Below are 11,982 nucleotides of genomic sequence, written 5' to 3'. Positions count from 1 at the left end.
GAGCATGTGCACTTTTCGCGGCTCACCTGGCACTATTCGGGTATGCCCGAAATGCCATTGCTCAGCAGGTCAACCACCCTGCCGGGATGGCTGGTCCGCGTCGGGCTCGCTTACGGCGTCGTCGGGCTCAGCGTGGTGCCCGTGCTGGTGCTCGGCGCGCTGGTGACCTGGTGGATGCAGTCCTGGCAGTGCGCCCAGCAGGAGTGGGGCTGCCTCGAGGAGGGCATCACCATGTGGGCCGGCCTGGCGATACTCGCCGCCGTCCTGCACGTGGTCGTCGCGATGCGGGTCGGGCTCGGCGTGGTGCACGGCCTGGTGGTCGTCGCCGTCGCCGCGGTGTCCGCGAACGTGGCGCCCGCGCTGGGCGGGTGGCTCCTGCTCGCGGCGGGGCCGGCGGTGGCGGCCATCCTCACGGCGTCCGGCCCGAACCGCCGTCAGCGGCTGGTGCTGGTGGGCTTCGCGGTGATGCTGCTCGTCGGCATGGTCCTGATCCGCTGAGTGCTGGTCCGCTGACCCCCGGACGGGACCTTGTCGTTAGCCTTGGTCCCGTGGACCAGCCAGAACGGGCCGACCGACCGGTAGGCACGGTGCGCCTGCCCAGCTCGACCGAGTACCCGGTCGAGTGGGAGGCCGACGTGGTGCTGCGCGACGGGTCCACCACCCACGTGCGCCCCATCCGGCCCGAGGACGCCGACGCGCTCCAGCGCTTTCAGATGGCCCAGTCGGAGCGCTCCACCTACCTGCGGTTCTTCGCGGCGCTGCAGCGCATCCCGGACCGCCTGCTCACCCAGTTCGTCACCGTGGACCACGTGCGGCGGGCGGCGCTGGTCGCGGTCCGGCCGGGCCCGGGCGGCGAGGACGGCGGCGAGGACATCGTAGGCGTCGCGCGCTACGACGTGATCGACGACCGGCCCGGCCGCCGCACCGCCGAGGTCGCGTTCAACATCGCCGACGCGCTGCAGGGCCAGGGCCTCGGGTCCGTCCTGCTGGAGCACATCGCCGCCGCCGCGCGCGAGCGGGGCGTGCACCGGTTCATCGCCGAGGTGCTGCCCCAGAACCGGGCGATGCTCGGCGTGTTCCGGGAGGCGGGCTACGCCGTCGAGCAGCACCTGGACGACGGCGTCGTCACCGTCTCCGTCGACCTCGACCCGACCGACCGGTCCCGCGAGGTGATGGCCGACCGCGAGCACCGCACCGAGGCCCGTTCCATGCAGGGGCTGCTCTCGGCGAGGCGGGTGCTCCTGGTCGGCCCGGAGCAGGGCGGCACGGTCGACGAGCTGCTGGCCGCCCGCGTCCGCGAGGCCCACGCGGCGGACCCCGGCGACACTGAGCTGGTCGTGCTGGGCACAGACGTGACCTGGGCCGACGTCGGCAGGGGTGGAGTGGGCGGGGAAGGGACAGCCGGGGAGGGGACAGCCGGGGACAGGACAGCCGGGGTGGACCTGGCCGTCGTCGCCGCCCCGCCCGACGACGTGATCGACACGGTCCGACGCCTGCGCGGCACGGGCGCGCGCGGCGTCGTCGTGCTGTCGGCTGGGTGGGCCGAGGCAGGGCCCGACGGCGTCGCCCGCCGCCGCGAGCTGCTGCGCACCGCGCACGCCGAGGGCATGCGGGTGGTCGGCCCGGCGAGCTACGGCCTGCTCACCAACGTCCCGGGCGCGAGCCTGCGCGCGAGCCTCGCGCTGACGGCTCCCAAGCCCGGCCGGGTCGGCTTGTTCAGCCAGAGCTCGCCGGTCGCGGTCACGGCCGCCGAGACGGTCAAGCGCCGCGGGCTCGGCCTGTCGACGCTCGTGTCGGCGGGACACCGGGCGGACGTCTCGGGCAACGACGTCATGCAGTACTGGCAGGACGACCCGCACACCGACGTCGCCTGCCTGTACCTGGAGACGCTCGGCAACCCCCGCAAGTTCTCGCGCATCGCCCGCCGCCTGGCGCAGGTCAAGCCCGTGGTCGTGGTCGTGGCGGGCCGCCACGGGAGCGTGGTGCCGCCCGGGCACGCGGTCCGCGCCACGCGCGCGCCGCGGCGGATGCTCGACGAGGTGCTGCGGCAGTCCGGCGTCATCCGCGCGGAGAACACGCACCAGCTCATGGACGTCGCGCAGGTGCTGGCGCACCAGCCGCTCCCGACCGGCGGCCGCGTGGGCATCCTCGCGAGCTCGCCGTCGCTCGCGGTGCTCGTGGCCGACGCCGTCGCCGCGGCGGGCCTGACAGTCGTCGGGCCGCCGGAGCCGCTGTCCGCGGACGCGCCCGACGACGAGATCGCCGCCGCCGTCGACGCCCTCTACGCGCCCGGCGCCTGCGACGCCGTGGTGGTGGTCTCCGTGCCCGTCGTGCTGCCGCGCACCGACGCGATAGCCCGGGCCGTGACCGAGGCCGCCGCCCGGACCGGCCGCACCACCGTCGTCAGCGCACTCGGCCTGCACGGCATGCCCGACGAGCTGGCGTCCGGCGGCGTCCGCATCCCCGCCTTCTCCACGCCGGAGGACGCCGTGTGGGCCCTCGGCGAGGTGGTGCGCTACGCGCAGTGGCGCACCCAGGACCACGGCACGCCGGTCCGACCGATACTCCGGCGGGGGTTCTCCGACGGCGCCGCGCGGGCCCAGGCCCGCACGCTCGTCGAGTCGCTGCTCGGCTCGCTGCCCAGCGACGCCCCCGACGGCCTGGTCCTGGACCAGGCGGCCGCCACCGAGCTCCTGGCCTGCTACGGCCTGACCCTGTGGGGGTCGCGGACCGTGCGCTCGGCGGCCGAGGCGGTGGCCGCCGCCGAGGAGCTGGGCTGGCCGGTGGCGCTCAAGATCGCCGCGCCCGCCCTGCGCCACCGGGCCGACCTGGGCGGCGTGCGCCTCGACATCGCCGACGCCGAGGACCTGACCGAGGACGCCGAGCGGATGCTCACCTCGGCGTCGGCCCTGCTGCCGGCGCCCGACCCCGTGCTGGAGGTGCAGGCCATGGCGCCGACCGGGGTGGCGTGCGTGGTGCGGTCGGTGGAGGACGAGCTGTTCGGGCCCGTGGTGTCGTTCGGGCTCGCGGGCGACGCCGTCGACCTGCTCGACGACGTGACCCACGGCGTCCCGCCGCTGACCGACGTCGACGTGGCGCGCATGGTGCGCGGCGTGCGCGCGGCGCCGCGGCTGTTCGGGTACCAGGGCGCGCCCGCCGCCGACGTCGCCGCGCTGGAGGACGTGCTGGCGCGCGTGTCGGTCATGGCGGAGGACCTGCCGGAGCTCGCGTCCCTGGAGCTGTACCCGGTCGCGGTCGCGGAGCACGGCGCCTCCGTGCTGCACGCGGCGATCCGGCTGCGGCCCGCCGAGCGCCGGACGGACGCCCCGCGCCGGGCACTGCCGGGCTAACGGCGAAGGGCCCTCTCGTGGGATGATTCCCTCCGTGCCCCATGCCCCTACCGATGCCCGTGATGACCTGACCGCCCACCTGCACCGGGCCGGCTACTACCCGGAGCTCGTCGCGGACGTGCTCGATGTGGCGCTGGCCGACGAGGAGGTGGTGGCCCACCTCGTGCAGGCGGAGACCACCTTCGACTCGGAGGTGCGCCGGCACCTCACCGTCCTGGTGCTGACGCCGACCCGCCTGGTCACCGCCCACGTGGACGACCACTCGGGCGAGGACCCGGCCCGCCCCGGCTCGGCGGCCGCCACCACCGAGGTGGTGCCCGTGCGCGAGATCCGCTCCGTGGCGCTCACCCACGTGATCGCGGACCCGGAGCGGTACCCGCGCACCGGCGCGACCCGCGAGGTCACGCTCGCGGTGGGCTGGGGCGCGGTGTCCCGCGTCGACCTGGAGCCCGCCACCTGCGTCGACCCGGGCTGCACGGCGGACCACGGCCTGACCGGCCAGCTCACGCCCGACGACGTGGTGGTCCGCGTCTCCGGCGAGGCAGAGGGGAACGACGCCGTCCGCGCCGCCGTCGACTTCGCCCGCGCCCTGTCCCGGGCCACGTCCGCGCCGAAGTGACGGCGGCGAACCTCCCCGACCCACTGGTCGCGCCGTCCTACGACACGACGAGCCTGGCCGCGGTCATGCCCGCCGCGGCGGGCGCCCTGGGCCACGACCTCACCACCGCCACGGGCCTCACCGCGGCGGGCTGCCGCGCCGCCCTGGACCTGCCCGACGCCGACCGCGTGGTCGTCGTCCTGGTGGACGGGCTCGGCATCCGCAACCTCGCCGAGCGCGGGGGCCACGCGCCGTTCCTGCGCGGGCTGCTGCGCGAGCGGGACGAGCGGGCCGCGACCCTCACCTCCAGCTTTCCGTCCACGACGGCCGCGGGCCTGAGCATCTTCGGCACGGGCACCACCCCGGGCCGCACGGGGATGCTCGGCTACACCCAGCGCAACCCGGAGACGGGCCGGCTGGCGTCCCTGGTGCAGTGGAAGGAGCTCGGCGACCCCGCAGACCTGCAGCGCGAGCCGACGGTCTTCGAGGCGCTGGTGGCAGCCGGCATCCAGGTCACGGCCCCCGGCCCGCGGAAGTTCGCCGGGTCCGGCATGACCCAGGCGGCCCTGCGCGGCCCCACCTACGTCGCCGCCGAGACGTTCGAGCAGCGCGTGGACGCCACGGTCGCCGCGCTGCGCCGGCCGGGCGCGCCGCAGCGCCTCGTCTACCTGTACCAGGGCGAGGTCGACAAGACCGGGCACGGCTTCGGCTGGGACTCCTGGCAGTGGGGCGACGCCCTGGAGTCGACCGACCGCGAGCTGCGCCGCCTGCTGCGCGGCGTCCCGCGCGGCACGCTCGTGGTCGTCACGGCGGACCACGGCCAGATCAAGGCCGACCTGACCACCCAGTGGGACGTCGCCACCGACCCCGAGCTGAAGCCCGGCGTCGCGATGGTCGGCGGCGAGCCGCGCGCCGTGCACGTCTACGTGGCCGACGGCGTCGACCCGGACGACGTCGCCCGGCGGTGGGCCGGACGCCTGGGCGACCACGCCCTTGTCCTGAGCCGGGAGCAGGCGGTCGCGGACGGGTGGTTCGGGCCGGTCGCCGAGCACGTGCTGCCCGCGATCGGCGACGTGGTGGTCGCCATGACCGGCGCCGCCACCGTCGTCGACTCGCGGGTGCACTCCGCGGACGCCCGGGCGCTGCCCGGCGTGCACGGCTCCCTGACCCCCCACGAGATGCTCGTGCCCCTGCTGACCGCCGTCGCCTGAGCCCCTGAGGAAAGAACCATGGCCGAGCTCGTCTTCTTCTCCGGGACCATGGACTCCGGAAAGTCCACCCTCGCGCTCCAGACCGACCACAACTACCGCGCCCGCGGGCGCGAGGGGCTCATCTTCAGCCGGGGCGACCGGGCGGGCCAGTCCCGGGTCTCCAGCCGCCTGGGGCTCGAGGTGGCGGCCCACGAGGTCACCGACACCACCGACTTCTGGGCCGAGATCAGCGGCCGGCGCGCCACCGGCGAAGCCGTGGACTACCTCGTGTGCGACGAGGCGCAGTTCTACTCGCCCGAGCAGGTGGAGCAGCTCGCGCGGCTCGTCGACGAGATGGAGATCGACATCTTCGCGTTCGGCATCACCACCGACTTCCGCACCCGGCTGTTCCCCGGCTCGGCCCGCCTCATCGAGCTCGCCGACCGCATCGAGGTGCTCCAGGTGCAGTCCCTGTGCTGGTGCGGGGCGCGCGCCACGCTCAACGCGCGCACCGTCGACGGCGTCATGGTCACCGAGGGCGAGCAGGTGGTGATCGGCGACGTCGGCGAGCGTGAGACGCCGGCCGAGGTCGCCTACGAGGTGCTGTGCCGCCGGCACCACATGCGGCGCATGACAGCGCTGACCGCGCGGCGGCGGTCCGCCCACGAGTCGCTCTGGGCCTGACGGCGTCGCGCTCTCCGGTTGACCAGGGCCACCCGGCGGCGGAGTGTGAGTAGGGACGGCAGCGCCGTCCGGATGCTGCCTCGAAGACAGGGAGTCCGTCATGTACGTACGCACCAGTGAAGTCAGAGGAGATCCCGCCAAGATCGACGACGGGCTGAGGCTCGTTCGCGAGGAGGTCTTCCCGGCCGTCACCACGATGGACGGCTGTGCCGGCATGTCGTTGCTCGTCGACCGGGAGACCGGCCGTTGCATCGCCACGACGTCGTGGCAGACCGAGGACGCGATGCGGATGAGCGCCGACACCGTGCGACCGCTGCGCGACCGCGCAGAGATGGCTCTGGGCAGCACCAGCGGCAGCGAGGTCCACCAGTGGGAGGTCGCCGTCGTCCACCGCGACCACGCCGCGCCCGACGGCGCCCACGCCCGCCTCACCTGGCTGAGCGGCGACCAGGCCATCGTCGATCGCGGCATCGACCTCTACCGGATGGTCATCCTGCCGCAGATCCAGGCGATGGACGGATTCTGCAGCGCCAGCCTGATGGTCGACCGTGCGGCCGGCCGGATCGTCGGCACGGCTGCCTTCGACACCCGCGAGTCCCTCGAGGCGAGCCGTGGCGCCGCAGCCAACATCCGCACCGGCATCGTCCGTGAGCTCGGCGCCACGATCGACGACGTCGAGGAGCTGGAGATCGCGTTCGCGCACCTCCACGTGCCCGAGATGGCCTGACGCGGTCACGGCCAGGCGCCGATACCGGGCGACTACCCGGTATCGGCGCTAGATCTCCGGGCGCGAGCCGAACACGATCTCGTCCCAGCTCGGTACCTGCGCGCGCGACTTGCGGCCGCGCTTGGCCGCCGGGCGTTTCGCGGGCTCGGCCGGCGGTTTCTCCGGCTCGGGTCTCGGCGCGGGGTTGTCGGTGGGCTTGGCCGTCGCCGGCTGCACGGCGGCGGGCTCGGCCTCCGCCTCCGGCTTCTGCTCCGCGTCGGCCTGGCGCCCCGCGTCCGCCGTCGGGCCCGGGATCTCCCACTGGCTCGGTCCCTCCCACTCCAGGTCGGCGGGGGAGTCCGGCACCAAGACCTGCGGCATCTTCGGGCGCGACCCGCCCCGCCGCGCGCCGATGTCGACGACGGCGGCGGACGGCTCCGCAGCGGGCTCCGGCGCGGGCTCCGGGGGTCCGTCGCGGCCGTCCAGGTCGTCGAGCTCCAGCAGGTCCGGCGGCTCGGCGTCCGGGGTGGGGCGCCGGGCGGGCCGCTGGCCGCGCCGTTCCGACAGGTTGTCGAGCAGCAGGTCCGTGTCGTCCGGCTCGTGCGGCCGCGGACGTGACGGGTGCTGGTTGCCGCGGTGTGGCGGCAGGGTCGACACCCCGGCCAGCGCCGGGCCGCCGTCGTCCTCCGGGAGGCCGAGCCAGCGGGCCTCGTCGTCGAGCGCCGTCACGAAGCCGCCGCGCGGCTCCAGGGACCAGCGGGCGGCGCGCGGCTTCTCGGCGGCGGTGAACTCAACCTGCACGATCCACGGGTGGGCGCCCTCCCGGGTGGCTGTCCACCGGGCGTCGTCGGGCCGGACGCCGCGCGAGCGCAGCCGCTCGTCGGCGATCTCGCCCAGCGTGGTGGAGCCGTCGTCGTCCGTCAGGACGGCCTTGGCCCGGACCCGGGAGATCGCGTGCTCGCGCTCGGAGATGACCGGGTACTCGAAGCGCCGCACGTGCTCGATCGGCAGGCCCGAGGCCTCGGCGAGCGCCTCGCACGTCTCGCCGGCCCGCAGGCGCTCCTGGATCTCGCGGGGGCGCAGCGCCGAGGCTTCCTGGGCCCGGATCGACTCCACGCGGGGCCGGTCTCCACGGATGGCGGCACGCAGGGCATCGGTGATGGGCAGGGTGCTCTGGGCGCCGTCGCGCGCGACAAGGACGAGTCGTTCACCGTCCTCGTGCAGCCTCACCAGCTCCAGCTCGTCCATGCCAGTCCTCCCGGGGTAGTCCTGTGGGGCGAGCCTGCCACCGCGGGGCGGTCACGCGGCGCAGGCGCGTCGGTGTGCCGCGGGATAGTGGCCGGCGGGCGCTTGCGGCAGGATGGGTGCGTGATCTCACCCGCTCTGCCCGAGCTGCCCGACGGCGTCACCGTCACCGCCCTCCGCGACCTCGCCGTCCGTCTCGCGACGGCAGCCGGTGCTCTGGTACGCGAGGGCAGACCGGAGCGCGTGGTGGTCGCGGCCACCAAGTCGAGCGACGTGGACCCGGTCACGGTCATGGACCGCGCCTCGGAGGACCTGCTGCGCGAGATGATCGCCGCCGAGCGGCCCGACGACGCGATCCTGGGCGAGGAGGGCGACGACGTCGCCGGCACCAGCGGCCTCACCTGGGTCCTGGACCCGATCGACGGCACGGTGAACTACCTGTACGGGGTGGCGTCGTGGGCCGTGTCGGTGGCCGTGGTGGCCGGCCCGCCCGAGCCCGCCTCGTGGACCGTGCTGGCCGGCTGCGTGCACAGCGTCGCGGACGGGCGCACGTGGTCGGCCGGGCTCGGCGAGGGCGCCACGCGCGACGGCGCGCCGGTCCGGCTGGGCGCCGCGGCGTCGCTGGGCACCTCGCTGGTCGGCACGGGCTTCGGGTACGACGCCGGACGCCGGGCCCACCAGGCCCAGGTGCTCACCCAGGTGCTGCCGAAGATCCGGGACATCCGGCGGCTCGGGTCCGCTGCGATCGACCTGTGCCTGCTCGCGGACGGCTCGATCGACCTGTACTACGAGCGCGGCCTGAACCCGTGGGACATGGCGGCGGGTGCGGTGGTGGCCACCGAGGCGGGCGCCGTGGTGACCGGCCTGCGGGGCGGTCCGGCGGGCGCCGACATGACGGTGGCGGGCCCGGACGGGCTCGTCGCGCAGCTCGTCGAGATCCTCGAGGCCGCGGACGCGGACGGCGCGGGAACCGACGAGATCGGGTGATCTTTTTTCTGACAACGCGCTGGGAGAGCTCTCCCGCCCGATAGGGGTCCAAAGGCAATTGACGGGGCGTTGATGCAGGTCAAAGCCTACGTGACCGGGGTTACACCTGCAGATGTAGCGCGCCTGACAGAAATGGTGCACAATCCGTGGGCCGACTCGGGAACAAAACCGGGGTCGTGTGCATTATCTGCGCGTACACCCGTAACGGACGCCGTTCGACGGCGCGTGCGGTGACCCGGCCGGGGCGGCGTCGAACCCCTGGACGACCCGAAACCTTCCGGCGCGACCACCTACCGACGGAGAACACCACATGGCAACTGACTACGACGCCCCACGCAAGACCGATGAGGATGTCGAGCAGGATTCGATTCAGGAGCTGCAGGCACGTCGTTCTGACAAGTCCTCGGGCGTTGTGGACGAGGACGAGACCGAAGCGGCCGAGGGCTTCGAGCTCCCGGGCGCGGACCTGTCCGGCGAGGAGCTCGCAGTACGCGTGCTGCCGCGTCAGGCGGACGAGTTCACGTGCTCGAGCTGCTTCCTGGTGCACCACCGCAGCCAGCTGGCCTACGAGAAGGCCGGCCAGATGATCTGCACGGAGTGCGCCGCCTGATCCACCAGGCCTTCGGCACTGACGACACGACCGGGCTGTCATGCGAGTGCGTGGCAGCCTTCGTCGTGTCCGGGGTCAGGCCGTCAGCTCAGTTCCGCAGAGCCTGCACCAGCAGCTCCGGGCGGCGCGTGGAGACGAGCCAGTAGGGGGTGGGGTCGGCCGGGTCGTCGAGCGCGACCCGGACCCCGGTCCGTGCCCACGCGCGCAGGCACACGTAGGCCCGCGCGTCGAGCCCCGGGCCCAGCTCGTGCCGCATGGCGGCGACGTCGAGCGCCTCGGCGGAGCCGAGCAGCGTGACCGGCACGCGGGCGCTCCCGGCCCGCAGGACGCCGTCGGACACCTCCACGACGGGGGAGGTCGCCGCCAGGGCGACCGCCGACCCCACGCACACCAGCAGGCCGGTGGCGACCGCAGCCGCCGCGTGCACCGGCCACAGCGCTATCGCCGCGATGGCGCCCAGACCGACCGTGCCGAGCCAGCCACCGGGACCGGGCAGAAGACGCTCGTGGAAGGTGAGGGTGGTCGCCGTCATGGGGACATCATCCCAGCCGTGAGCACTGCCCCGACGCGCACTCCGGCGCTCTTGCGGCGTGGCGCGCCGAGGTGGCGTACTCTTCCGGCGTGCCCACCCCTGTGCCCACCGACGACGGCAGCACGGTCGACGTGCTCGTCAGGCTCCTCGACGACGTCCCCGCCCCCTCCTACGCGCACCCCGGCGACGCCGGCGCCGACCTGGTGACCCGGGTCGACGTCGAGATCCCGCCCCAGGGCAGGGTGGTAGTGCCCACCGGGGTCTCGATAGCGCTGCCGGACGGCTACGCGGCGTTCGTGCACCCGCGGTCGGGCCTGGCGGCGAAGCACGGCGTGACGATAGTGAACGCGCCGGGCACGGTGGACGCGGGCTACCGCGGCGAGATCAAGGTGATCCTGCTCAACACCGACGCCGCCGAGGCAGTGAAGCTGGTACGTGGCGACCGGGTGGCGCAGCTCGTGATCCAGAAGGTCGAGCGGGCCCGGTTCCTGGCCGCCGAGACCCTGCCGGGCTCGCACCGCGGCGACGGCGGCTTCGGCTCCAGCGGCGGTTTCGCGGGGCGCTGAACGTTTGGTGCGGGCTCCGCGCCGGACGGGTCTAGGCTGTAAGTAACGAGTGGATAACGCTGCCGCGCTGCGCCATCGCGCACGCGCGGACCGAGGAACTACGAAGGAGCGTGGCTGTGGGTCTGTTCAGCCGACGAGGCACGGCGAATGAGCCCGCCCCGGTGGAGTGGGCGTCGGTGGAGGCCGAGCAGCGGAAGCGGCCGCACGGGCCCTTCGACCGGTCGCAGGTGGGCGAGATGGGCCCGCGCGTCGACCTCGGCGCCATCTGGCTGCCGGTGATGCCGGGCCTCGAGCTCCGCATGGAGATCGAGAAGAAGACGCAGAAGGTGACCGGGGTGACGGCCGCGCTCGAGGGGTCGAACCTCCAGATCCAGGCCTTCGCCGCACCGCGCACCGACGGCATCTGGGACGAGATCCGGCACGAGATCGCGCAGTCCGTGAGCGGGCAGGGCGGGATCGTGGACGACGTGCCCGGCGTGTTCGGGCGCGAGCTGCTGGTTCGCATGCCGGTGAAGGGCCCGGACGGGCAGTCCGGTCAGCGGCCGGCCCGGTTCATCGGGGTGGACGGCCCGCGCTGGTTCATCCGCGGCGTGCTCGCGGGCAAGGCGGCGCTCGACGCCGAGGCGGCCAAGGCGCTGGAGTCCGTGTTCGCGAACATCGTCGTGGTCCGCGACCAGAGCCCGCGCCCGCCGCGCGACCTGCTGCCCCTGGCGCTGCCGAAGTCGGCACGCAAGGATGGTGCTCAGGCCCCGGCAGCCGCCGTCGGCCCCGAGGACGCCGTCCCGCAGGTTCCGGACCTGGGCCCGCTGCGCCGCGGCCCCGAGATCACCCAGATCGGCTGACGAGGTGAACCGCTGATGTCGCTGCGTTCGGTGCTCGCGTCCCGCATAGCGCACACGCTGGCGTCCAACGAACAGGTCGAGGACATCGAGGAGCGCGCCGACGCCTCCCGGAACGCGGGCTGCGCGGCCGTCGCGTCGGTGCCGATCCGCAGCCGCGGCAAGATCGCCGGCGTGCTGCGCTCGGTGGTGCTGCGGCCCCGCGAGGGCGTGCCCACGCTGGAGGCGGAGCTGTTCGACGGCTCCGGCGCCCTGGACCTCGTGTGGCTCGGGCGGCGGACCATCGACGGCATCGAGCCCGGCCGCCGCATCCGCGTCGAGGGCATGGTGTGCGACGCCGACGGGCGTCGCACCATGTTCAACCCGCGCTACGAGCTGCGGCCGCGGCCGGGTGAGTGAGCGGGTGGATCAGCACCCCGGCGAGCACGGCACAATGAGCCTATGAGCGAACCAGCACGTCCCGACGTGCCCCCGCAGTCCGAGCAGCAGTCCGACCAGGCCCCCGCGCGCGGCATGCGCGCCCTCACCGGCGAGGAGTTCTCCGCGGCCGCGGCCGTCGGAGGTGTGCGCGGCCTGGTGGAGGCGGTGCTGCCCGGCCTGGTGTTCGTGGTCGCGTTCGTGATCTTCACCGACCTGACGGTCCCGCTGATCGCGTCGGTGGTCGCCGCCCTGGTG

13 protein-coding genes and 1 pseudogene are annotated in these 11,982 nt (G+C 74.2%); 12 read left to right on the top strand and 2 right to left on the bottom strand.

The genetic code is table 11. The features are described from left to right. Positions 1–42: 42 nt before the first annotated feature. From ACFT2C_RS22435 to ACFT2C_RS22410, 6 genes are all read left to right on the top strand, one after another. Positions 43–498: a hypothetical protein gene (locus ACFT2C_RS22435; protein ID WP_377209295.1), complete on the top strand. Its 456-nt coding sequence runs from the start codon at positions 43–45 to the stop codon at positions 496–498. A gap of 50 nt (positions 499–548) precedes the next feature. Further along, positions 549–3,350 (top strand): GNAT family N-acetyltransferase, encoded by a 2,802-nt coding sequence (locus ACFT2C_RS22430; RefSeq protein ID WP_377209294.1) that lies wholly within the window; start codon positions 549–551, stop codon positions 3,348–3,350. Positions 3,351–3,384: 34 nt separating this feature from the next. Beyond that, complete coding sequence (locus ACFT2C_RS22425; protein ID WP_377209293.1) at positions 3,385–3,969, top strand: DUF5998 family protein; 585 nt, start codon at positions 3,385–3,387, stop codon at positions 3,967–3,969. After that, entirely contained in the window at positions 3,966–5,159 is a 1,194-nt protein-coding gene (locus ACFT2C_RS22420; protein WP_377209292.1) for an alkaline phosphatase family protein, read from the top strand. Before ACFT2C_RS22425 ends, ACFT2C_RS22420 begins: the two co-directional genes overlap by 4 nt. An 18-nt stretch (positions 5,160–5,177) precedes the next feature. After that, complete coding sequence (locus ACFT2C_RS22415; protein WP_377209291.1) at positions 5,178–5,822, top strand: thymidine kinase; 645 nt, start codon at positions 5,178–5,180, stop codon at positions 5,820–5,822. A 100-nt stretch (positions 5,823–5,922) separates the two neighbouring features. Then, on the top strand, positions 5,923–6,549 hold the full coding sequence (locus tag ACFT2C_RS22410; protein WP_377209290.1) for a hypothetical protein: 627 nt from the start codon (positions 5,923–5,925) through the stop codon (positions 6,547–6,549). 48 nt (positions 6,550–6,597) lie between these two features. On the opposite strand, the gene sepH is transcribed toward ACFT2C_RS22410, so the two are convergent. Beyond that, complete coding sequence (gene sepH, locus ACFT2C_RS22405) at positions 6,598–7,776, bottom strand: septation protein SepH (protein WP_377209289.1); 1,179 nt, start codon at positions 7,774–7,776, stop codon at positions 6,598–6,600. Positions 7,777–7,896: 120 nt separating this feature from the next. On the opposite strand from sepH, the gene ACFT2C_RS22400 reads away from it, so the two are divergent. Both ACFT2C_RS22400 and ACFT2C_RS22395 read left to right on the top strand, forming a co-directional pair. Next, positions 7,897–8,760 (top strand): inositol monophosphatase family protein, encoded by an 864-nt coding sequence (locus ACFT2C_RS22400; RefSeq protein ID WP_377209288.1) that lies wholly within the window; start codon positions 7,897–7,899, stop codon positions 8,758–8,760. Positions 8,761–9,070: 310 nt separating this feature from the next. Beyond that, on the top strand, positions 9,071–9,370 hold the full coding sequence (locus ACFT2C_RS22395; protein WP_116675819.1) for a DUF4193 domain-containing protein: 300 nt from the start codon (positions 9,071–9,073) through the stop codon (positions 9,368–9,370). 88 nt (positions 9,371–9,458) lie between these two features. Here the strand turns inward: ACFT2C_RS22395 and ACFT2C_RS22390 are convergent, their stop codons facing one another. Next, positions 9,459–9,902, bottom strand: coding sequence for a DUF3093 domain-containing protein (locus ACFT2C_RS22390; protein WP_377209287.1), 444 nt, complete (start codon positions 9,900–9,902; stop codon positions 9,459–9,461). An 89-nt stretch (positions 9,903–9,991) separates the two neighbouring features. Here ACFT2C_RS22390 and dut point away from each other — a divergent pair, with 89 nt between their 5' ends. The 4 genes and pseudogenes from dut to ACFT2C_RS22370 form a co-directional block, all read left to right on the top strand. After that, on the top strand, positions 9,992–10,468 hold the full coding sequence (gene dut, locus ACFT2C_RS22385; protein WP_377209286.1) for a dUTP diphosphatase: 477 nt from the start codon (positions 9,992–9,994) through the stop codon (positions 10,466–10,468). A gap of 116 nt (positions 10,469–10,584) precedes the next feature. Next, complete coding sequence (locus ACFT2C_RS22380; RefSeq protein WP_377209285.1) at positions 10,585–11,310, top strand: DUF3710 domain-containing protein; 726 nt, start codon at positions 10,585–10,587, stop codon at positions 11,308–11,310. A gap of 15 nt (positions 11,311–11,325) precedes the next feature. Further along, the gene (locus tag ACFT2C_RS22375; RefSeq protein ID WP_377209284.1) at positions 11,326–11,706 is read left to right on the top strand and encodes an OB-fold nucleic acid binding domain-containing protein; all 381 of its coding nucleotides are present in this window, start codon (positions 11,326–11,328) and stop codon (positions 11,704–11,706) included. Positions 11,707–11,748: 42 nt separating this feature from the next. Then, positions 11,749–11,982, top strand: a pseudogene (locus ACFT2C_RS22370) (DUF3159 domain-containing protein); the annotation flags it as partial.

This window comes from Promicromonospora sp. NPDC057138 (assembly GCF_042670845.1).
In the GTDB taxonomy this organism is placed as follows: domain Bacteria; phylum Actinomycetota; class Actinomycetes; order Actinomycetales; family Cellulomonadaceae; genus Promicromonospora.
The sequence above is the reverse complement of the archived record's forward strand: the minus strand, read 5'-3'. Positions and strand labels throughout refer to the sequence as shown.